Origin of the sequence: Bacillus cereus group sp. MG20 (assembly GCF_040459885.1) — a bacterium.
Lineage (GTDB): Bacteria > Bacillota > Bacilli > Bacillales > Bacillaceae_G > Bacillus_A > Bacillus_A cereus.
This window is the reverse complement of sequence record NZ_JARVHF010000001.1, coordinates 3317501-3340068: the sequence shown is the minus strand read 5'-3', so window position 1 is coordinate 3340068 and position 22568 is coordinate 3317501. Positions and strand designations below refer to the sequence as shown.

The window sequence follows — 22568 nt, the reverse complement described above, 5'->3', positions numbered from 1 at the left end:
CATAAAATCTGGATGTAACAATATAAAATGCAATATTTCATATTATTTCTTCCTATAATTTGTACATATCGTGAACGCATTTCTCTTTACCTCCCTAAAACAAATTACATCCTTTCATGTTACATAAAGGGAATTTTTTGACAATTAAAAACTTAATTGTTATGATTATTATAATTGTTAACTTTATTAAATAAGGGTGGGATTCTATGATAAAAAAAGAAAACAGTGTATTTTATATCTCCTTCTTGCTAACAACATTATTCATTATATGGGGAATTACCCCAGCAAGTTGGATACAAGGCTACGATTTACAAAGTGTTACATCTTCTTTAAACTCATTTATCCTCAATAAATTTGGGTGGTTTTACTCTCTACTTATGACTACAATGATTATTTTGGCTGCTTATTTAGCATTTTCTAAGTACGGTTCTATTCGTCTTGGTAAAGATGGAGAAAAGCCAAAATATAATTATCCATCTTGGCTATCCATGTTGTTTGGGGCAGGAATGGGAATTGGACTCCTCTTTTATGGAATCGCTGAACCGATTTCACATTTTACAGATCCATTAACAGGAAAAGCAGGTACAGAAGAAAGCGCCAAACTCGCTATGCAATATTCATTTTTCCACTGGGGACTCTTTCCGTGGTCACTATACGCAATGGTCGCTTTAACAATTGCATATTTCACATTCCGCAAACAAAAAGGTAGCACTATCGGGGCTACAGTTACTCCATTATTTAATCGATCGAAAAATTCTCGTATCGGAAAAACAGTTGATATTTTAGCTGTTTTAGCCACAGTGTTTGGCATTGTACCATCTGTTGGGATTGGTGCTCAACAAATTGCTGGAGGATTAAGCTATTTATTCCCTTCCATTCATAACACTTTACTTACCCAGCTCGTACTTATAGCTATCTTCGCTGTTTTATATTTAACAAGTGCACAAACTGGCTTAGATCGTGGGATTAAATATTTGAGTAACTTGAATTTCTCTCTTGCAGGTATTTTACTCATCTCTTTCTTACTTTTAGGGCCAACCGTATTTATTATGAAATATTTCACATCTACGCTCGGTTCTTATATTGGAGCTTTGCCTAGTATGGGATTAAATTTAGGAGCATTTAATGAAAAATCTTCTTCTTGGATTGAAAACTGGACTATTTTCTATTGGGGATGGTGGATTTCTTGGTCTCCATTCGTCGGCACATTTATCGCACGTATTTCTAAAGGGCGTACAATAAAAGAATTTATTTTTGGAGTTGTATTAGTCCCAACTCTTATCTGTACATTTTGGTTTGCAGTATTTGGTGGTACCGCAATTCATATGGAAATGTTCCAATCGCTTGGAATAGCTGATGAAATTGCAAAAAATGGTACAGAGATTGGATTATTTGCTGTTATTTCACATCTACCATTCTCTACATTTTTAACGATTATCGGGTTAATTTTAGTAGCCACATTTTTCGTTACTTCTGCTGATTCAGCAACATTTGTTGTTTCCATGCAAACGAGTAACGGAAGCTTATCACCGAAAAATAGTTTAAAACTTATATGGGGATTAACAATCGCGATCATTGCAGCTCTTTTATTACAAGCTGGAGGATTAAATGCACTACAAATTGCAGCTATAATCGCAGCACTACCATTTTCTATCGTAGTCGTTCTTATGGTTACTTCGCTCTTTAAAGAGCTGCGAAAAGAAGATGTTAATTCGCAAACGAAAGAAGTATCTCAAAAAATAAAAAAAGTTATGTAACAATTGGCACCTCAAATTACTTCTGAATCCGTGATGACTGAGGAAAAAAGTAAATTAATAAAACCCATTCATATGAAATATTATTTTCATACGAATGGGTTTTTCACTCTATTTCTCATACAAAAAGACATCATCATATGCATGTTTCTAATGAAACTACCATGATAATGTCTTCTCAAAAAACAAAAGATTAATTATATATAATAATAAAATTAAACGTTATTTATTTCTTAAATAATCTCTTTCTAAATACGAACATACTTAGTGCGGAAAGAACAAATGTTATTCCAGAAAGTAAAGTCAATGTGCTAGCTTCACCGCCTGTTGATGGTAAAGATTTCTTACCTTCCTCTGGCTTATTAGCATGTTGTTTATTTAAGGTGTTTGCTTTTCTTCCCTCGTTTTCAACAACTTGATTATTCTCTTTTGGCTCTTGATCCAATCCTGTCGCTGATTCTTTTACCTCTTCAACTTCTTTCGTTGGCTCTTTTACTTCTTCTTTCGCTTCTTCAATTTCTTTCGTTGGTTCTTTTACTTCTTCTTTTGCTTCTTCAACCTCTTTTATTGGCTCTTTTATTTCTTCTTTCGCTTCTTCAATTTCTTTCGTTGGTTCTTTTACTTCTTCTTTTGCTTCTTCAACCTCTTTTATTGGCTCTTTTATTTCTTCTTTCGCTTCTTCAATTTCTTTCGTTGATTCTTTTACTTCTTCTTTTGCTTCTTCAACCTCTTTTATTGGCTCTTTTATTTCTTCTTTCGCTTCTTCAATTTCTTTTGTCGGCTCTTTTACTTCTTCTTTTGCTTCTTCAACTTCTTTCGTTGGTTCTTTTACTTCTTCTTTTGTTTCTTCAACTTCTTTCGTTGGTCCTTTTACTTCTTCTTTTGTTTCTTCAACTTCTTTCGTTGGTTCTTTTACTTCTTCTTTTACCTCTTCAACTTCTTTTGTTGGCTCTTGCTCATCTTCTTTTCCCACTATATTCTGTATAACTGTTCCGTTAAATCTTATACTAATTTCATCAGAATCTAAATCAAATTGATACACCTTTTCACCTAGGGTACTCCATTTTATTACTCCGTTATTAAACGTCCCTCCCTCACTTGCCAATTGAATATTTTCAATACTTTCTCCTTCTAAATCATATACAGGAACTTGAATTTCTTCGTTTATTTTTGCATCATTTAAAATGATATTTTGTCTTCCCACGTCAATTGTAAACCACTGACCTAATTGTATTAACGGCCTTACATCACGAATCTCATTTCCAGCTAAATTTAAGCTAAATAAGTTTAGCATGGAACCAATAACCGTTACATCTTTAATATGATTGTCCGCAAGATTTAACCACTGTAAATTTTCCAATGAAGATAGTGGTGTTATATCTTCAATTTGATTATGAGATACATTCACATTATTCAATTGTTTCAAGTTTGAGATAAACTCAATATTTTTCAGGCCTACTCCTTCTAAAGTGAGTTTTTCTAAGTTCGTCATGTATTCTAAACCTGTTATATCTTTTATCTCATTTCCTTTTTCTTTAAGTATCTCTAATTTTTTAATCTGCAATAAATCTTCTTTTGTGATAGGAGCGTTTACATTCTCTCTACCTAAATTCTCTTTATTAATATGTTGTTGTAAAGTTTTATCGAGAATTACATTTTGACTTTCTTTTTGTTTTTCAACTATATTCTGTATAACCGTGCCATTAAATCTTATTTTACTTTCAGTAGAATTAGTATCTAGTTTAAATTCATATATTTTTTCTCCAGGACTATTCCATTTTATAAATCCGTTATTCAGAGTAGCCCCCTCACTTTGTAGATTAATATTTTGAAGTGGCTCTCCTTTAAGGTTGTATACTGGGATTTTTATTTCTTCATCTACACTTGCTTCATTTAAAAAGATTTTTTGTCTTTGAATGCCAATTGAAATTCGCTTACCTAATTCCTCAACAGGCCTTACGTCAAAAATTTCATTTGCTCCAAGATTTATCTCATGTAAATTTGTTAAAGTGCTCAACGGCGATATATCAGAGATATAATTCTCTTCTAAATTCAGCACTTGTAAATTTCCTAATTGAGATAGTGATGATATATCTTTTATTTCACTATCAGAAATTTCTAGTTCAATAAGATTACTCATTTTACTAATAGATTCAACATTATTAATTTTATTGTTCCCTATCCATAATAGTTCCACATTATTTAATCGATCAATTCCCGTAAGATCACTGATTTGATTATTTGCTAAGTATAATTGTTTCATAGTTGATAATGTAAATAATGGCTGGATATCTTTAATGTTATTACCGATTAAATCTAATGTTTTAATTTTTTTCATTTTACTTAATGGTGTAAGATCAGAAATTTTATTATCTCTTAAAAAAAGCATATTAATATTCTCTAACTGCTCAATTGGGTGAATACTTTCAATTGAATTAGACGTTAAATCAACGTACTTCAAACCTCTCAATTTCGAGATGGCTGATATGTCTTTTACATTAGACTCTCGTAACGTCAACTTCTCTAAGTTTGTCATATACTCTAAACCAGTTATTTCAGTTATTCCTTTGCCTGAATAAATGGATAATGTTTTAATTTGTAATAAATCTTTCTTTGTGATTGGCGCATCTACATTATCTCTATTTAAGTTATATTTATTAATATATTTTTGTAATTGCTTATCTAATATTACATTTCCGTTTTCATCTTGTTGCTCCTCTTTATTTTCCTTTTGTTTTTCTGGAACATTGTTCTCTAAATTCAATGTATTTACTTCAAACTGTACTTGGTACTTATTATCATAGGCCATTGTTGGAATATAAATATGCATTCGCATATTATACCTTTTTCCTAATTCCCCTACTTCAAACTGAATCACTTTCGTTCCATTTTTCTTTTTATCTTCTGATATTACTTTCACATCATGAAACACACCTGGAGTATGAATATCCTCTGTTTTCAAGTATTGAAAGAAATCACTATCACTTAATGTTGCTGTTACAATTTTCTTTCCATTCTCAATTGTTAATTTCGGATCCTTTATATAAACAGCTGCCATAGACTCTTCATTGGTTTTATCTTTATACGCTTTAATAACAGCGTCATATGTACCATCTTCTAAACCTTGTCCCGTTTTATTCGTCTCAATTGCTACTGCCGCTAAAGCAGGTGTTGAATAAACAGCAAACGGAAGTGATAACGTCGCCACTATAATCATTGCATTTATACGTTTTCTTTTATTTTGTTTCAACTTTACATCTCCTCTGAAATATATAATTCGAAATGTAATCATTTCTCGAATAAATGATAATGATTTTCATTATCATTATCAACTAAAAAAATAAAAAGTTTACAAAAAAAGAACCTCTTTGAAAGAGGTTATGCCATTTTCTCACCTGATTCTTCTCTAAAAAAGCTTTTCATCGCATGAAATACGTCTGCTTTTTGCTTTAAAATATAGTATCTAAAGTTTTCATCTTTAATATTTTTATAGGCTGACATGAGTGTACTGTGGCGATTATACTGGTTCACTTCCCCATATCCAAACATATTACATTTCTTCATTAATTCTTCCACAAGCTTTACACATCTAGCATTATCTGATGTTAAATTATCACCATCTGAAAAATGGAATGGATAAATATTATAGCGGTCTGGTGAATATTTATTATCGATTAGCTCGAGTGCTTTTTTGTATACGGAGGAGCAGATTGTTCCACCACTTTCTCCTTTTGAAAAGAATTCTTCTTCTGTAACGACTTTCGCTTCTGTATGATGAGCAATAAATTCAATATCAACTGTTTCATACTTTGTGCGTAAAAATCTTGTCATCCAGAAAAAGAAGCTACGTGCCATATACTTCTCCCACATTCCCATCGATCCACTCGTATCCATCATCGCTAAGACAACAGCCTTTGAATCTGGCTTTAATACTTCATTCCAAGTACGGAACTTTAAATCTTCTTGATGAATTGGATGGAAAGATGCTTTACCACGCATCGCATTTCGTTTATATGCGGATATCATTGTTCGTTTCTTATCGATATTTCCCCATAACCCTGTTTTTCTAATGTCATTAAATTCAACATGTTCAATCCGGTTTTCATCTATTTCTTTTCTCTTTAAATTAGGCAGCTCTAACTCTCTGAAAAACGCTTGCTCTAATTCTAAAATAGAGACTTCAGCTTCATAGTAATCTTCCCCAGCTGCATCTCCTGCTCCTTGCCCTTTTCCTGGCCCTTTTTGTTTTTGACCACCTGATCCATCTCTCGCAACGACATCACCAACTTTGCTGTCACCGTTTCCTTGCCCTACATGTTTATTTTTATCATAATTGTATCTAATCTTATATTCATCTAGAGAACGAATTGGTATTTTTACAACATCCTTGCCATTAGACATAACTATACTTTCTTCTGTTACAAGATCGGGTAAATTATTCTTAATTGCCTCTTGTACTTTTTCTTGATGGCGCTGTTGGTCGTCATATCCTTTGCGATGGAGGGACCAGTTTTCCTGTGAAATCGTATAATTTGGTTGATTTTCTTCGCCCATTCCTTTCCCTCCTTACTGTAATTGTCTTCCTGTATGAACAGCAAGCTACAAATTTTGTTCTGTAATGTGCAAGCTAGAATATTTGAAAGGTAACTGCCCATAGAAAATCATCCCATAAACATTTATAACGTTTTTCATACAATACCCCGAGCATCCTAAACAAAATTTTGCCACTCACATAATAGAAAGAAATATTCAGCCACTGATAAGAAAGAAACACAATGCATTGTTGCACACATTTTTACTTTGCAACATATTGTATTGTGTTGGCTTTTTTCGTATGAATGGTTGGTTACTCTATCATATGCATATTGTAAAAATAATTGACAATAAATTCATCAAATTGCATCTTAATTTATTACATTTGGACAAGGTATGACACTTTACACACATATGAACGGATAATAAAACGCTGTCCCGCAAAATACAAGAGACAGCGTTTTGTTATCAAACTATCGGTTTAACAAGCTACCTACATAGCGTAGTAATTCATTTGCTGAAGAAGAATTATAGCCATGCTCATCAATTAAACGCGCAACAACATCATTGATTTTCTTAAGCTGATTTTCGTCCGGTGTTTTCGTTGATGTTGTAATTTTCACTATATCTTTTAAATCAGCAAATAGTTTTTTCTGAATCGCTTCACGAAGACGTTCATGTGAATTATAATCAAAGCGTTTTCCTTTACGGGCATAAGCAGAAATGCGAATTAAAATCTCTTCACGGAATGCTTTCTTAGCATTTTCTGAAATTCCAATTTGCTCTTCAATTGAGCGCATTAGTTTTTCATCTGGACTCATTTCTTCCCCTGTTAACGGATCACGTAATTTCGATTTATTGCAGTACGCCTCGACGTTATCTAAGTAATTATCCATAAGCGTCTTAGCTGATTCTTCATATGAATAAACAAACGCTTTTTGTACTTCTTTCTTCGCGATTTCATCGTATTCTTTTCTCGCTAATGAGATGAAATTCATATAACGTTCACGGTCTTCATTACTAATCGATGGATGCTGATCCAGCCCATCTTTTAAAGATCTAAGTACATCTAACGCGTTAATAGATGGTACCTCTTTTCGAATGATTGTAGACGAAATTCGGTTAATGACATAACGAGGATCAATACCCTTCATACCTTCATCTTGATATTCGCGTTGTAATTCTTCTACATCAATCGCATTATAACCTTCTACCGTTTCTCCATCATACAAACGCATCTTTTTAATTAAATCAATATCCGGACGCTTCGGATCTTTTAAACGAGTTAAAATAGTGAACATTGCTGCAACGCGAAGTGTATGTGGTGCAATGTGAACATTCGACACATCACTTTCACGAATCATTTTTTCATAAATATGTTCTTCTTCACTTACTCGTAAATTATAAGGAACTGGCATTACAATAATTCTTGAGTGTAATGCTTCATTTTTCTTATTTGCTATAAATGAGCGATACTCTGTTTCATTCGTATGCGCTACAATTAATTCATCTGCTGAAATAAGCGCAAATCTTCCCGCTTTGAAATTCCCTTCTTGCGTAAGCGATAATAAGTGCCATAAAAACTTCTCATCGCATTTTAACATCTCTTGGAACTCCATCATTCCTCGGTTTGCCTTATTTAATTCTCCATCAAATCGATACGCACGCGGATCTGATTCTGAACCATATTCTGCAATCGTAGAAAAGTCCAGACTACCTGTTAAATCTGCAATATCCTGTGATTTTGGATCAGACGGGCTAAATGTACCAATCCCTGTACGGCGATCTTCAGAGAAGAAAATACGCTCTACAACTACATCCTCAATTCTTGATCCGTATTCTTGCTCTAAACGCATGACATTTAGTGGTGATAAATTCCCTTCAATTCTAACTCCATACTCATCAAAGAAATCATCTCGTAAATGATGTGGAATTAAATGCAGTGGATCCTCATGCATTGGGCATCCTTTAATTGCAAAAATTGCTCCGCGATCTGTTCTTGAATATGTTTCTAATCCTCGTTTCAACATCGTAACTAACGTTGATTTCCCTCCACTAACAGGACCCATTAATAATAAAATTCTTTTTCTAACATCTAATCGTTTTGCAGATGGATGAAAATATTCCTCTACAAGACGTTCTAGAGCATCCTCTAATCCAAAGAGCTGATTACTAAAGAAGTTATACTTTCTTCTACCATCAACTTCTTCAATTCCGGCATCTTTTATCATATTGTAAATGCGAGAGTGTGCTGTTTGAGCCACCCATGGTCTTTCTTTCACAAGCTCCAAATACTCCGCAAACGTACCTTCCCATTGTAAACGTTCTTCTGCTGCTCGATGCTGTTCAATCTTTTTTAGAATATCCATTATAGCTCCTCCCCCATCTCCTTGTTCAATCGGATTATTATAAAAGGTATGCTAGGATGTCCTTAAACATTCTTTAAATCAAAACGAAATATATAATAGCACGCTAAAATTCTCTCCAAAATTCAAAGAAAATTCTGTATAATATAGGTATTAACGTTTTTACACTGCTATTCATTATAAATAAATTCTTTTCTTCTAAGAACCTTACATACATTTTGGGTAATAAATAAAACTCGTGAACCGAAAAAAGTAAGGAGGATATTAGTATGAAATTATTATTAATTTTAGGTGTATCACTCACATTTCTTACAGCTATTTTTACATCCGGTTACAATGACAAACCAGGTACACATAAAAAATGATGTGCTTTTAGCACATCATTTTTTTATGCATTTTTTTATGCATTATTTATAATACATATTTTCCATATCATATTTGGATAGTGGTCGGCTATAATAATAACCTTGTACAAGCTTCACATTCTTTTCTTTCAAAAACTGTATTTGCTCCTTTTTTTCTACTCCCTCTGCAATTACATTCAATTCTAAAGTATGAGCTAAATGAATAATTGCAGCTGTAATATTCGTATCACGTTCATCTATATGTATACCTTCCATAAAAGAACGATCAATTTTTAAAGTATCAATTGGATATGTTTTTAAGTAACTTAAAGATGAATAGCCTGTTCCAAAATCATCTAAATGAATCTTTAAATTTTGTTCTTTTAATTGTAGTAACACTCTCTTCGATATATCTTTATGTATAAGAGCTCCTTCTGTAACCTCTATCGCTAATAAATGAGCTGGTACATTGTACTTATTTAAAGCCCGTGTAATCATCTCTATTAATGTAATAGAGCGAAAGTGTCTAGCTGAAATATTAACTGCAATTGGGACCACTTCATATCCTTTATTTAACCATTCGCGCAGTTGCTGACACACTTGATTTACTACCCATTCATCGAGCTTAATAATAAATCCTGTTCTTTCTGCCAACGGAATAAATTGGTTTGGAGAAACAAATCCTAATTCCTTATTCTCCCACCTTATTAAAGCTTCCATACTAGCTATTTTTTTCGTTTCAATATTAATTTGTGGCTGATAATATAAGAAAAACTCGTTTTTTTCTATAGCACGATGTAACTGGTTTTCTATTATAAACCTTTGTTCACGCTCACAGTCTAATCCACTACAATAAAAATGATAATGTCCTTTTCCTTTTTCTTTTGCTTTTTCTAAAGCAGCATCGACCCTCTGAAATAGTATTTTTTCATCTTCTCCATCTGCTGGAGCCATTACAATTCCAATTGACGCACTTAAATATACATCTTCTTCTTCGATTACAAAATATTCACTAATATTTTTCAGTATGCTTTTTGCAACTTCCTCTACACATTCTTTCGTTATATTTTCTATCAACATAACAAATTGATCATCGTGTTCTCTAAATAAGTGCATACCTTCTATTTTTAGATTGCTTAAACATTCTGTAACTTTTTGTAATACTTTATCTCCCTCTTTATGACCAAATGTATCATTAATACGATGAAACTCATCTAAATCTATAAATACAAGCGCAAAATTTATACTCTCATTTAAAAAAGTATTTAACTTATTTGCACATGAAATTCTATTCATTAATCCCGTTAACTGGTCATAGTAAGCTAAATATTCTGTTCGCATTTCGTTTAATACTTGCCTTGTAACATCTCTCGTAACAATATAAACTCCAACAATTTCACCGTTCACAATAATCGGGATAGTTCTCAAAGAAATATATAGCTCGTACCCTTCTTTATGAATATATTTCTTTGAAACAATTTGTTTTGCTTTTCCTTGCATCGATCCCTTAAATATAATTTGAAAATCTTTTTCATATTCTTTATTAATGAATTCAAAAATAAATTTATTATTTAATTCCTCATACCGGTATCCAAATATTTCATACGTTGCCGGGTTTGCATATGTAACTCTCCCTATAGAATCTATAGATATAATTGAGTCATTATTATATTCCAGTAACGACTTAAATAACATTTGTTTTTCCTCTATCTCTGTCTTCTCCTCAATTTGAGCTGTAATATCTCTTGTAATACAAATAACAAATTGACATATTCCTTCTTCATCGCAGACAGGATTAAGTGAAGATTCATAATGTATCTCACCTTTTGGTAATTTGACTACATCACAAAAAGTGTGTGCTTTCGCTTCTCTCACTACTTTTTCATATTGCCTTTGCAATATCCCCGCTATATCTTTTGGTAATACTTCTGCAAAAGTTTTTCCATAGCACTCTTTGCTTAACCTAGCATAATCCATTCCTATTTTATTCACATACATATATTTAAACGTTTCATCATCAATAACTTTCAATATAAATACTAAATCTTGAATAGCATGTAATAACCCTTGTCTAATTAAATCCATATCTATCATACTTAAAAAGGTATTTTGATTACTATATTCTTCCTTCATATTTATCTCAACCCGTCTTATCTATTTTTAATCATATATCCCATTCTATATGATTATGTCCTCTCTTTTAAACGTATGATCACATATTATTTTTATTTTATAAAAAAAAGTCGCCATATGGCGACTTTTAATAAACGATTTCTAAATCTAATCCAGGGTAATTTTGTTGACGGAATGCTTCATAAATTAAAATTGCTGCTGTATTAGATAAATTTAATGAACGTACTTTATCTGTCATTGGAATACGTAAACAATGATCAAAGTTTTCTTCGATTACATTAGCTGGTAAGCCGTTTGTTTCTCTTCCAAATACAAAATAGTAATCCTTCTCGCGCTTGCTATAGTCAAACGCTGTATGAGCTTTCTCGCCATACTTCGTTAAATAGAAGAATTCACCATCTTTATTTTTTTCATAAAATTCTTCAATTGAATCATAATACGTAATTTTCACGTGCTGCCAATAATCTAATCCGGCACGCTTTAACATTTTATCATCCGTTGAAAATCCAAGCGGTCTAATCAAATGTAATTCTGTTCCAGTTGCTGCACAAGTACGAGCAATATTTCCTGTATTTGCTGGAATTTCTGGCTGATATAAAACAACATGTACTCCCACGCGATATTCACCTCTGTTTTTTGTCTACTACGTATTATACCACTTGAGCGAAAAATCTCTACCCATTAATAATATGAAAGAATTTATATTTCATTTGTGGTGTATATTTACTAGAGTCTTCATAGTTCCAATAACGTCGACGGCTATTCGCTGAATGTGCATTTACAAGCGGCATACCATCTGCATCTTTTGCTACTACAATCGTCGTATGATTCCATCTTCCGTCATCCTCGAAATCATAAGCAATTACATCTCCAAGAATAAGTTCTTCTGGCCTCTCTACCGCCTCTGCTCGAAGTCCTGTTGTAGCACCTGACAAATACCAATAAAAAGAATGTGCAACAGCCCAGCTCCAACTCCACTGATTCTCCCTTTGCCACCATCCTTTACGAATATTAGGATATCCGTTCATAGGTACTTCTCCAGTATGAAGACATTGAGAAATGAAATTCGTACAATTATCAGGGAAATTACGATACATAGGATTTCGGTCATCCCACCAACGCTCTGCATATTTCACTGCCTCTAAACGATTATACTGATAAGAACCGTACTTCTCTTTCGTAATTTCCCTTTCTAATGTCTCACCCATTCTAATTTCTTCTGACACTTCCATATCATAATCGCCTATAATCCGACTATTATTTAAACAAACTCTTCGTTTTAATTGTTCCTCTTCAATATAAAATAATTCTTTATGCTTAATTAAATATTTAAAATGTATTTGATAATCAATTTCTTGATGGTCATTACTATTTAATTGTCTAATGAAAGAAACATCCGCAGTTGCTTTCACTATATGTGCACTACGCCTTTGAAACAATTGTTTCTTTCTCTGTGCCATTTGTAGTAAATCCTCAGCAATACCATCCACGTCTGTTCGTTTCTCTGTGATATATGCTAAAAACTGTTGTACTTGCTTTTCAATATTCATTTTTACAGCCATTTCGTTTCCCTCCCATATTACAATATGAAAAAGGGAAATATTATCTACTCTTTTTTCTGTGCTAACAATTCAAGCCCGCGATTCATTTCATGAAGTACTTCTTCATCTTTCTCACGTTCCATCGCTTTCTCAATCGCTTCGCCTACTCCATCTCCCCCAATTTTCCCAAGTGCCCATGCTGCCGTTCCGCGCAATACCGGTCTTGGGTCATCTTTCATAACACCAATTAAATCAGGAATTGCCGATGCTTCTTTAAAATGTGCTAATGCTAAAATCGCATTTCTTTGCAGTGGCTTTTTCCCTCTCCATGACCCTGACATAATCCCATATTTCTCTTTAAAATCACGATTACTAATTGTTAAAAGTGGCGTTAATAATGGTTTAACTAGCTCAGGATCCGGCTCCATCTCAGGATGATTATGAAAATCCATTCCTTTGTTTTTCGGGCAAACAGTCTGACACGTATCACATCCATATATACGATTTCCTATTTTATCGCGATATTCTTCAGGTAGGAATCCTTTCGTCTGTGTTAAAAACGCAATACACTTCTTCGAATCTAACTGTCCCCCCTGTATTAAAGCACCTGTAGGACAAATATCGATACATTTCGTACAGCCCCCGCATTGATCTTCTATCGGCTTATCTGGCGGGAATGGAACATTTGTAATCATTTCCCCTAAGTATACGTACGAACCGAATTCAGGTGTAATAATAGCACAGTTTTTCCCACTCCAGCCAATGCCTGCACGCTCTGATACAGCTCGATCACTTAATTCACCTGTATCAACCATGGACTTCACTTCTATATCTGGAAGTTTTTCAATTAAATATGCTTCTAATTTTTGCAAACGATCTCGTAAAACAAGATGATAATCTTGTCCCCAAGAAGCACGGCAAAAAATTCCACGGCGTTCTCCACGCTTACTTAATGGTGCATTTTTTAATTTTGAAGGATATGCTAAAGCAATCGCAATAATTGATTTAGCACCCGGTAATAAAAGTTGCGGATTCGTTCTCTTCTCTATATCAGGCTCTTCAAATCCAGATTGATAATTTAATTGTTGTTGCTGGATTAAGCGCTGCTTTAATTCCTCAAAAGGAGAAGCACTCGCAAAGCCTATTTTATCTATGCCAATTGTTTTACTATACGCAATTACATCTTGCTTTAATTGTTCAAAATCCACTCTTAATCGCCTCCTCAGATGAATCCATCATCCCTTATGTAACGACTTTATTGGTTAGTAATTCACTTTTGGAATACTATTATTTACTTCTATTTTCGCATGTAATTATATTTTTCAAACATTAAAAAACGCAATGCCTCGTTTATCTCGGAAACGAAACACTGCGTTGATCACAATTTATAGAAAAACATTTAATAAAATTTGGAGCGGGTGAAGAGAATCGAACTCTCGACCAGAGCTTGGAAGGCTCTTGTTTTACCACTAAACTACACCCGCAAATATGAATTACATATAAGATATTAGAATAACTTATGTAAAGTAGTATAGCATGTTAAAAAAATAGAGGCAAGAATTTTATCGAAAAAAGTCGAAAAAGTGATGAGAGACCTCATCACTTTTTCAATTCTTTATCAATGGCCTTCTTCATACTATCGAAATCAGGGTTTGCAAGATTTCCGTTTACATATACTGAAGGAGCACCTTGAACTTTTAATTTTTGAGCACGATCTGAATCTTTACGTACTTTTTCTGTAATTTCTTTACTGTGTAAATCTTTCTTAAATTGCTCTACATCAACTTTTGGAAGTTTCTCTTTCACAATGCTAAGAAGCAAATCTTCTGTAATCCATTCTTCCGTATCTTTCTTTTGATTTTGATAAATCTCATCATAGAAAATCCAGAATGAATCTTTATCTTGTTTATAAATTGCTTCACCAGCTGCTGCACCTAAATCCGAGTCTTTTCCGATAAATGGGAAGTTAATAAAATATAACTGCACTTTGCCTTTATCAATATACTCTTCTTTTAATCGAGGTAATACTGTTACATCCCAAGTACGACAAGCAGGACATTTGAAGTCTCCAAATTCAACTACCTTAACTGGAGCATCATCTTTCCCTAAAGATTGTTGCGTGGAATAAGCAAACATCTCATTCCCTTTATCTTTTTTGTCATTTATGATGCTATACGCAATTGTTCCAATTACAATCAATACTGCGATAGAAAAAACTATACCAAGAGCCATGAGTTTATTTGATTTCATATACATTCCTCTTTAAATTCATATTCTGTATACAGCATTGTACACAATACACATAATATCAACACTTATATACGTCACGCAATGAACACGCTCACATAAATTACAAAAACACAATAATTGTGACGATATTGTGTCACAATTTGTCACAATTTATTCAAAAAAAGAAGCTCCTCTGTAGGAACTTCTCTTAACTTACTGCTTTTTTACGCGCGCTATTTAACATCGACTGCTCTATTTTTATATCATGACGAATTACCAATTTCTCACTAACTGCTTGAACATACTCATCATGGCTTATATAGCCTTCTTTCTCCATTAGTCTCAAAACGACATTTCGTCTCTCTACTGCTTTATCATAATTTTGGGCAGGTGAGTAATAAGCAGGTGCTTTTACTACAGCAGCCATCATTGCACTTTCAGCCAACGTTAATTCGTTCACCTTTTTACCGAAGTAAAGGTTTGCTGCTTTTTCAATTCCCCATGCTCCTTCACCATAATAAATGTTACTTACATATAATTTTAAAATTTCATCCTTCGTAAATGTGCGTTCAATTTTTTTCGTATAAAAAATCTCTTTCCACTTACGAGAAAATGTACGCTCATTAGTTAAAAAAGCATTTTTAGATAGCTGCTGTGTAATCGTGCTTCCTCCTTGCACGACACCACCAGCCTTTATATTCTCAACAGAGGCCCTAATAATTGCTATATAATCTAAACCGTTATGATGATAAAATCTTTTATCTTCTGTCGCAATAAATGCATGTGTTAATGATTCTGGCACCTCTAACTTAGCCGGTACATGTAATTTACTAATATCACTTTTCTCAATCATTACATTTCCAATGAATAATAACGTACAACTTAACAATAATAATAATATAATGGCTTTATAAAAAAGTTTAGTCATTGGATTTAATGCAACTTTTTGATGATAGTTCACCCTAGATAATACTCGTTCTTTCATCTTGAACACCTCTTTTCCACACAGCATATAATTCTTACTTTAAGAATACATTGTTGTAAAAAAATATCCCATCGATTTCTCTTACACGTACCTTACATCATTGTAAGGTATAAAGTGAAACTTTAATCAGCCCTCACCAATCACGTTCCCGGCAAATAGCGGGGTAAAAAAGTATTGTATCACAGACCTTTTTTATCTACTATTCATCTGAAATATTGAATATAGATTATATTCAATCACGAATAACCAATAACAGAGTAAGCCTTAAGGCTATTATATTTTCACTTTACACTTTAATTATATCATCTACAAATATATATACTTTTGACTATCTAGTAATCTTAATGTATATAACATATACATTATACAGAACAAACGTTCTACAAATCAATACTAACACTATTATTATTTTGACCTTTTTCTTAAACAGTATACAAAAAAGAGTAGTGATTTGAATGTATCTCAAATCAGCTACTCTTTTCTTTACAATCTTCCTATTAAATTATATGGCTGTACTTCCCACGTTTCATATGGAATACAATGTGTTACTCTCATTGCATCAAGCGTTCTGGATTTCATATGAGGACGAGTTATATACTCATCTATGTTCTCTTCATTTAAATCAACAAATTTAGCCTCTTGTATTTCTTCAGGTTGAATTTTTATTTCGCCACTCACATATGCTACTTTAAAAACAACAGCTAGAATGTGCATAGAGGCATTATAATAAACCCCGGTAATTCCGATAGGCTTCACCGTTTACCCTGTTTCCTCTTTTATTTCCCTACAGACAGCTTGATCGAGTGCTTCTCCTTCTTCTACCTGTCCTCCTGGCATTTCCCACGTATCAGCTCGCCAGTGTACCTTTGTTAATAACACTTCATTTTTCTCATTTGTTAAATAACCTGCTACGGCAACTATATGCTTTGGTGTCTTATGTTCCATACTAAGCCTCCTAGAAATAATGGTTATTTCATATATCCCTACAAGCATATTCCCTATCTACACCAAAATACCTTTAATAATTCATCACCTTAATTAACTTCATAAAAAAAAAAGCCCCTATTCGTTAAACGAACAGGGGCTTTCATGGTACTACTCTCCTAAGTCTACGTTGTGGTAAACTTGTTGTACATCTTCTAAATCTTCTAATGCATCAACCATTTTTTCAAATTGTACTTGAGCATCTTCAGGAAGTGTAACATCACTTTGTGCAAGCATTGTTAATTCTGCAACTGTAAATTCTTCAACACCAGCACCTTTAAGTGCAGATTGTACTGAATGGAATTGATCTGGTTCAGCATACACGATAACAGCATCTTCTTCTTCTAGAATGTCACGTGCATCTACATCTGCTTCCATTAAAATTTCAAGAACTTCATCTGATGTTTTACCTTCAAGGCCGATAACAGCTGTCGCATCAAACATGTAAGCTACAGAACCGTTTACACCCATGTTACCACTGTTTTTGCTAAATGCAGCTCGTACATCTGCTGCAGTACGGTTTACGTTATTTGTAAGTGTATCTACAATAACCATAGCTCCATTTGGTCCAAATCCTTCATAACGAAGCTCGTCATAATTTTCCTCTGAACCGCCTTTTGCTTTTTCAACTGCACGATCAATAATTGTTCTTGGTACATTGTATGTTTTCGCACGTTCTAATACGACTCTAAGCGCTTGGTTTGATTCTGGATCTGGCTCGCCTTGTTTTGCCGCCACATAAATTTCACGTCCAAATTTCGCGTATATACGGCTTGTATTTGCATCTTTTGATGCTTTTTTGTCTTTAATATTGTTCCATTTACGGCCCATACTTTCCACTCTCTTTCTCGTTTTAAATCTACATAAAAATATTAATATGAAATATAATGTGTGTTCAACACATTTTTAAAAGAAATATAAAAAGTTCATTTTTGATTCATATTACAGACATAATATAAATCACTATCATTTTGTTCTTTCGACAAGTTATATTATACATGAATTCCTAAGTTTATTACGAATTTTAGCATCACATAATATAATTTAACAAAAAAGACTTTAAGATTTCTATTAGAGTCTTTTTATATTGCTGATACTAATTTCCATAATATCCCTATAACTACTTTCTACTGTTGTATAATAAAAATAGGAAAAAATTTAAAGAAAAGATGAAGGGAGAATTATGACACATTCAAATGAAAAAAATCACATGCTTTTAAAGGAATAGGAGAAAAGTTAAACCCAACTATCTATCAAGTAAGATTCATGAAATTAGATGAACCAATCCAATTTGAGGCGTTTCCTGAATTGAAGGAATTAGGGGACTGGTTAAGTACTTCAACGCAAATGTGGGCGTGCCACTCAACAATGTATAAGTACAACAGAGAAGAGTTTAAAAAGAAGTTTTTAGAAATTACAAACTTAACCGTTGATAATGTACTAATATCTACTGGTGGTGTCGGATTTAACTTCATGTCACCGGGTGGAGAAATTCTCTCTAAATACCGCAATTAAAAGGATAAAATTGAATGTTTGTTTTTATCCTTTTAATGTTTCGCAGTTTACTCACCGTACACTTTTTGTGCTTATTTTGTCATGTAATGAAAAGAAAACAAAAAAACTCTATACTAATTGTATAGAGTTTTTTTACGACGTTCATGATACCGATGGTCGGGGTCGAACCGACACTCCCGAAGGAACACGATTTTGAGTCGTGCGCGTCTGCCAATTCCGCCACATCGGCACAAAAGAAAAGGCGGCAACCGGATTTGAACCGGTGATAAAGGTTTTGCAGACCTCTGCCTTACCACTTGGCTATGCCGCCATATTAAATTTTATTGGAGCGGAAGACGGGATTCGAACCCGCGACCCCAACCTTGGCAAGGTTGTATTCTACCACTGAACTACTTCCGCAAAAATGGCTGGGCTAGCTGGATTCGAACCAGCGCATGACGGAGTCAAAGTCCGTTGCCTTACCGCTTGGCTATAGCCCATCGAATTCTTACTTAATTATATGTAAGTATCAATTAAATTATTTGTAATTTTTAAAATAAAAATGGGGCGACTGATGGGAATCGAACCCACGAATGCCGGAGCCACAATCCGGTGCGTTAACCACTTCGCCACAACCGCCATGTTGTGTAAATATATTTGGCAGGGGCAGTAGGAATCGAACCCACACTGGAGGTTTTGGAGACCTCAGTTCTACCTTTAAACTATGCCCCTATGTAAATGGTGGAGGGGGGCAGATTCGAACTGCCGAACCCGAAGGAGCGGATTTACAGTCCGCCGCGTTTAGCCACTTCGCTACCCCTCCGAAACTTACATGGTGCCGGCTAGAGGACTTGAACCCCCAACCTACTGATTACAAGTCAGTTGCTCTACCAATTGAGCTAAGCCGGCATATTTTATTGAAATAAATGGTGGCTCGGGACGGAATCGAACCGCCGACACGAGGATTTTCAGTCCTCTGCTCTACCGACTGAGCTACCGAGCCTTATTAAAATGGCGGTCCCGACCGGGGTCGAACCGGCGATCTCCTGCGTGACAGGCAGGCATGTTAACCACTACACCACGGGACCATTTGGTTGCGGGGACAGGATTTGAACCTGCGACCTTCGGGTTATGAGCCCGACGAGCTACCGTGCTGCTCCACCCCGCGATAATACTATTCATATAAAATTTATATGGTGGAGGATGACGGGATCGAACCGCCGACCCCCTGCTTGTAAGGCAGGTGCTCTCCCAGCTGAGCTAATCCTCCAAAGTGGTGACCCGTACGGGATTCGAACCCGTGTTACCGCCGTGAAAGGGCGGTGTCTTAACCACTTGACCAACGGGCCAAATATTATAAATCCTATGGCGGAGAGCAAGGGATTCGAACCCTTGATACGCTTGTGACGTATACACGATTTCCAATCGTGCTCCTTCGGCCAACTCGGACAGCTCTCCAATGGCTCCGCAGGTAGGAATCGAACCTACGACCGATCGGTTAACAGCCGATAGCTCTACCGCTGAGCTACTGCGGAATAATATTGCCTGGCAACGTCCTACTCTCACAGGGACAAGGTCCCAACTACCATCGGCGCTAGAGAGCTTAACTTCCGTGTTCGGTATGGGAACGGGTGTGACCTCTCTGCCATCATTACCAGACATTATTCTTTTGAGACAATCATTATTATAACTTATTTACTTTAAAAGTCAACAAGTTTTTTATATTCTCTCAAAACTAGATAACATTTGCTACATATTATATGGTTAAGTCCTCGATCTATTAGTATTCGTCAGCTCCACATGTCACCATGCTTCCACCTCGAACCTATCAACCTGATCATCTTTCAGGGATCTTACTAGCTTACGCTATGGGAAATCTCATCTTGAGGGGGGCTTCATGCTTAGATGCTTTCAGCACTTATCCCTTCCGCACATAGCTACCCAGCTATGCCCTTGGCAGAACAACTGGTACACCAGCGGTGCGTCCATCCCGGTCCTCTCGTACTAAGGACAGCTCCTCTCAAATTTCCTACGCCCACGACGGATAGGGACCGAACTGTCTCACGACGTTCTGAACCCAGCTCGCGTACCGCTTTAATGGGCGAACAGCCCAACCCTTGGGACCGACTACAGCCCCAGGATGCGATGAGCCGACATCGAGGTGCCAAACCTCCCCGTCGATGTGGACTCTTGGGGGAGATAAGCCTGTTATCCCCGGGGTAGCTTTTATCCGTTGAGCGATGGCCCTTCCATGCGGAACCACCGGATCACTAAGCCCGACTTTCGTCCCTGCTCGACTTGTAGGTCTCGCAGTCAAGCTCCCTTATGCCTTTGCACTCTACGAATGATTTCCAACCATTCTGAGGGAACCTTTGGGCGCCTCCGTTACACTTTAGGAGGCGACCGCCCCAGTCAAACTGCCCACCTGACACTGTCTCCCGGGTCGATAAGACCCGTAGGTTAGAATTTCAATACAGTCAGGGCGGTATCCCACCAGCGCCTCCACCGAAGCTAGCGCTCCGGTTTCAATGGCTCCCGCCTATCCTGTACAAACTGTACCAAAATTCAATATCAGGCTACAGTAAAGCTCCACGGGGTCTTTCCGTCCTGTCGCGGGTAACCTGCATCTTCACAGGTACTATAATTTCACCGAGTCTCTGGTTGAGACAGTGCCCAAATCGTTACACCTTTCGTGCGGGTCGGAACTTACCCGACAAGGAATTTCGCTACCTTAGGACCGTTATAGTTACGGCCGCCGTTTACTGGGGCTTCAGTTCAGAGCTTCGCTTACGCTAACCCCTCTCCTTAACCTTCCAGCACCGGGCAGGTGTCACCCCCTATACTTCGCCTTACGGCTTCGCAGAGAGCTGTGTTTTTGCTAAACAGTCGCTTGGGCCTATTCACTGCGGCTTTCCGTTAAGAAAGCACCCCTTCTCCCGAAGTTACGGGGTCATTTTGCCGAGTTCCTTAACCAGAGTTCTCTCGCACACCTTAGGATTCTCTCCTCGCCTACCTGTGTCGGTTTGCGGTACAGGCACCTTTTATCTCGCTAGAAGCTTTTCTTGGCAGCGGGGAATCAAAGACTTCGCTCCATAAGGAGCTTCCCCATCACAGCTCAGCCTTCACGATAAGCGGATTTGCCTACTTATCAGCCTAACTGCTTGGACGTGCACAACCAATCGCACGCTTCTTCTATCCTTCTGCGTCCCTCCATTGCTCAAACGATAAAGAGGTGGTACAGGAATATCAACCTGTTGTCCATCGCCTACGCCTGTCGGCCTCGGCTTAGGTCCTGACTAACCCTGAGCGGACGAGCCTTCCTCAGGAAACCTTAGGCATTCGGTGGACGGGATTCTCACCCGTCTTTCGCTACTCATACCGGCATTCTCACTTCTAAGCGCTCCACCAGTCCTTCCGGTCTGACTTCACTGCACTTAGAACGCTCCCCTACCACTGATACCATTGGTATCAATTCGCAGCTTCGGTGGTGTATTTAGCCCCGGTACATTTTCGGCGCAGAGTCACTCGACTAGTGAGCTATTACGCACTCTTTAAATGGTGGCTGCTTCTAAGCCAACATCCTAGTTGTCTAAGCAACTCCACATCCTTTTCCACTTAATACACACTTTGGGACCTTAGCTGGCGATCTGGGCTGTTTCCCTCTTGACTACGGATCTTATCACTCGCAGTCTGACTCCTAAGGATAAGTCATTGGCATTCGGAGTTTGACTGAATTCGGTAATCCGATGAGGACCCCTAGTTCAATCAGTGCTCTACCTCCAAGACTCTTACACTTAAGGCTAGCCCTAAAGCTATTTCGGGGAGAACCAGCTATCTCCAGGTTCGATTGGAATTTCTCCGCTACCCACACCTCATCCCCGCACTTTTCAACGTGCGTGGGTTCGGGCCTCCATTCAGTGTTACCTGAACTTCACCCTGGACATGGGTAGATCACCTGGTTTCGGGTCTACGACCACGTACTAAACGCCCTATTCAGACTCGCTTTCGCTGCGGCTCCGCCTCTTCAGCTTAACCTTGCACGGGATCGTAACTCGCCGGTTCATTCTACAAAAGGCACGCCATCACCCATTAACGGGCTCTGACTATTTGTAGGCACACGGTTTCAGGATCTCTTTCACTCCCCTTCCGGGGTGCTTTTCACCTTTCCCTCACGGTACTGGTTCACTATCGATCACTAGGGAGTA

The 22568-nt window shown here is 36.4% G+C and carries 11 protein-coding genes, 16 tRNA genes, 2 rRNA genes and 2 pseudogenes (1 of these 31 cut by a window edge); 2 read left to right on the top strand and 29 right to left on the bottom strand.

Annotated features, from left to right (window positions below; genetic code table 11):
• Positions 1–206 precede the first annotated feature (206 nt).
• Positions 207–1757: a glycine betaine transporter OpuD gene (opuD, locus tag QCI81_RS17155; RefSeq protein WP_064531949.1), complete on the top strand. Its 1551-nt coding sequence runs from the start codon at positions 207–209 to the stop codon at positions 1755–1757.
• Positions 1758–1980: 223 nt separating this feature from the next.
• Here opuD and QCI81_RS17150 read toward each other — a convergent pair whose 3' ends face one another.
• The 12 genes and pseudogenes from QCI81_RS17150 to QCI81_RS17095 all read right to left on the bottom strand — a co-directional run bounded on the left by QCI81_RS17150 (position 1981) and on the right by QCI81_RS17095 (position 17700).
• Entirely contained in the window at positions 1981–5004 is a 3024-nt protein-coding gene (locus tag QCI81_RS17150; protein WP_353810860.1) for a leucine-rich repeat domain-containing protein, read from the bottom strand.
• A gap of 128 nt (positions 5005–5132) precedes the next feature.
• Complete coding sequence (gene yhbH, locus QCI81_RS17145) at positions 5133–6308, bottom strand: sporulation protein YhbH (protein ID WP_000503516.1); 1176 nt, start codon at positions 6306–6308, stop codon at positions 5133–5135.
• A 452-nt stretch (positions 6309–6760) separates the two neighbouring features.
• Entirely contained in the window at positions 6761–8656 is a 1896-nt protein-coding gene (locus tag QCI81_RS17140; RefSeq protein WP_000353273.1) for a PrkA family serine protein kinase, read from the bottom strand.
• A 404-nt stretch (positions 8657–9060) separates the two neighbouring features.
• Positions 9061–11130 carry a sensor domain-containing protein gene (locus tag QCI81_RS17135; protein ID WP_064531944.1) on the bottom strand — a complete coding sequence of 690 codons (2070 nt, stop codon included), beginning with the start codon at positions 11128–11130 and terminating at the stop codon, positions 9061–9063.
• A 127-nt stretch (positions 11131–11257) separates the two neighbouring features.
• A complete protein-coding gene (trmL, locus tag QCI81_RS17130) occupies positions 11258–11746 on the bottom strand; it encodes a tRNA (uridine(34)/cytosine(34)/5-carboxymethylaminomethyluridine(34)-2'-O)-methyltransferase TrmL (protein ID WP_000538147.1) in 489 nt (162 codons plus the stop codon).
• Positions 11747–11804: 58 nt separating this feature from the next.
• Positions 11805–12692 carry an amidase domain-containing protein gene (locus QCI81_RS17125; protein WP_071732251.1) on the bottom strand — a complete coding sequence of 296 codons (888 nt, stop codon included), beginning with the start codon at positions 12690–12692 and terminating at the stop codon, positions 11805–11807.
• A 44-nt stretch (positions 12693–12736) separates the two neighbouring features.
• Positions 12737–13879, bottom strand: coding sequence for a tRNA epoxyqueuosine(34) reductase QueG (gene queG, locus QCI81_RS17120; protein ID WP_000345209.1), 1143 nt, complete (start codon positions 13877–13879; stop codon positions 12737–12739).
• Positions 13880–14081: 202 nt separating this feature from the next.
• Positions 14082–14155 (bottom strand) — tRNA-Gly (locus tag QCI81_RS17115).
• 115 nt (positions 14156–14270) lie between these two features.
• On the bottom strand, positions 14271–14921 hold the full coding sequence (locus tag QCI81_RS17110) for a DsbA family protein (RefSeq protein WP_000841308.1): 651 nt from the start codon (positions 14919–14921) through the stop codon (positions 14271–14273).
• A 187-nt stretch (positions 14922–15108) separates the two neighbouring features.
• The gene (locus QCI81_RS17105; RefSeq protein WP_071732252.1) at positions 15109–15885 is read right to left on the bottom strand and encodes a transglycosylase domain-containing protein; all 777 of its coding nucleotides are present in this window, start codon (positions 15883–15885) and stop codon (positions 15109–15111) included.
• Between the two features lie 483 nt (positions 15886–16368).
• Positions 16369–16830 (bottom strand): annotated as a pseudogene (locus QCI81_RS17100) (NUDIX hydrolase).
• A 150-nt stretch (positions 16831–16980) separates the two neighbouring features.
• A complete protein-coding gene (locus tag QCI81_RS17095; RefSeq protein WP_000532949.1) occupies positions 16981–17700 on the bottom strand; it encodes a YebC/PmpR family DNA-binding transcriptional regulator in 720 nt (239 codons plus the stop codon).
• 352 nt (positions 17701–18052) lie between these two features.
• Here QCI81_RS17095 and QCI81_RS17090 point away from each other — a divergent pair.
• Positions 18053–18371: pseudogene (locus QCI81_RS17090) on the top strand (DUF3884 family protein).
• A 160-nt stretch (positions 18372–18531) separates the two neighbouring features.
• Here QCI81_RS17090 and QCI81_RS17085 read toward each other — a convergent pair.
• The 17 genes from QCI81_RS17085 to QCI81_RS17005 form a co-directional block, all read right to left on the bottom strand.
• Positions 18532–18613: transfer RNA gene (locus tag QCI81_RS17085), tRNA-Leu, on the bottom strand.
• Between the two features lie 10 nt (positions 18614–18623).
• Positions 18624–18694 (bottom strand) — tRNA-Cys (locus QCI81_RS17080).
• A gap of 14 nt (positions 18695–18708) precedes the next feature.
• Positions 18709–18783: transfer RNA gene (locus QCI81_RS17075), tRNA-Gly, on the bottom strand.
• A gap of 5 nt (positions 18784–18788) precedes the next feature.
• Positions 18789–18863, bottom strand: a tRNA-Gln gene (locus QCI81_RS17070).
• Positions 18864–18926: 63 nt separating this feature from the next.
• Positions 18927–19002 (bottom strand) — tRNA-His (locus QCI81_RS17065).
• Between the two features lie 19 nt (positions 19003–19021).
• Positions 19022–19095, bottom strand: a tRNA-Trp gene (locus QCI81_RS17060).
• 7 nt (positions 19096–19102) lie between these two features.
• Positions 19103–19186 (bottom strand) — tRNA-Tyr (locus QCI81_RS17055).
• 10 nt (positions 19187–19196) lie between these two features.
• A tRNA-Thr gene (locus QCI81_RS17050) sits at positions 19197–19272 on the bottom strand.
• Positions 19273–19290: 18 nt separating this feature from the next.
• Positions 19291–19366: transfer RNA gene (locus QCI81_RS17045), tRNA-Phe, on the bottom strand.
• A 9-nt stretch (positions 19367–19375) separates the two neighbouring features.
• Positions 19376–19451 (bottom strand) — tRNA-Asp (locus QCI81_RS17040).
• Positions 19452–19454: 3 nt separating this feature from the next.
• A tRNA-Met gene (locus tag QCI81_RS17035) sits at positions 19455–19531 on the bottom strand.
• 26 nt (positions 19532–19557) lie between these two features.
• Positions 19558–19633: transfer RNA gene (locus tag QCI81_RS17030), tRNA-Val, on the bottom strand.
• Between the two features lie 4 nt (positions 19634–19637).
• Positions 19638–19712: transfer RNA gene (locus tag QCI81_RS17025), tRNA-Glu, on the bottom strand.
• 17 nt (positions 19713–19729) lie between these two features.
• Positions 19730–19821, bottom strand: a tRNA-Ser gene (locus QCI81_RS17020).
• A gap of 2 nt (positions 19822–19823) precedes the next feature.
• Positions 19824–19898 (bottom strand) — tRNA-Asn (locus tag QCI81_RS17015).
• Between the two features lie 8 nt (positions 19899–19906).
• Positions 19907–20022, bottom strand: a 5S ribosomal RNA gene (gene rrf, locus QCI81_RS17010).
• A 101-nt stretch (positions 20023–20123) separates the two neighbouring features.
• Positions 20124–22568: ribosomal RNA gene (locus tag QCI81_RS17005) — 23S ribosomal RNA — on the bottom strand (it continues 477 nt past the right edge of the window).

What these genes read in the sequence shown, in the direction of transcription:
- QCI81_RS17095 (WP_000532949.1), bottom strand. Translation starts at nt 17,700, where the DNA reads ATGGGCCGTAAATGGAACAATATTAAAGACAAAAAAGCATCAAAAGAT.
- QCI81_RS17110 (WP_000841308.1), bottom strand. Translation starts at nt 14,921, where the DNA reads ATGAAATCAAATAAACTCATGGCTCTTGGTATAGTTTTTTCTATCGCA.
- QCI81_RS17135 (WP_064531944.1), bottom strand. Translation starts at nt 11,130, where the DNA reads ATGAAGGAAGAATATAGTAATCAAAATACCTTTTTAAGTATGATAGAT.
- opuD (WP_064531949.1), top strand. Translation starts at nt 207, where the DNA reads ATGATAAAAAAAGAAAACAGTGTATTTTATATCTCCTTCTTGCTAACA.
- QCI81_RS17105 (WP_071732252.1), bottom strand. Translation starts at nt 15,885, where the DNA reads ATGAAAGAACGAGTATTATCTAGGGTGAACTATCATCAAAAAGTTGCA.
- QCI81_RS17140 (WP_000353273.1), bottom strand. Translation starts at nt 8,656, where the DNA reads ATGGATATTCTAAAAAAGATTGAACAGCATCGAGCAGCAGAAGAACGT.
- QCI81_RS17125 (WP_071732251.1), bottom strand. Translation starts at nt 12,692, where the DNA reads ATGGCTGTAAAAATGAATATTGAAAAGCAAGTACAACAGTTTTTAGCA.
- yhbH (WP_000503516.1), bottom strand. Translation starts at nt 6,308, where the DNA reads ATGGGCGAAGAAAATCAACCAAATTATACGATTTCACAGGAAAACTGG.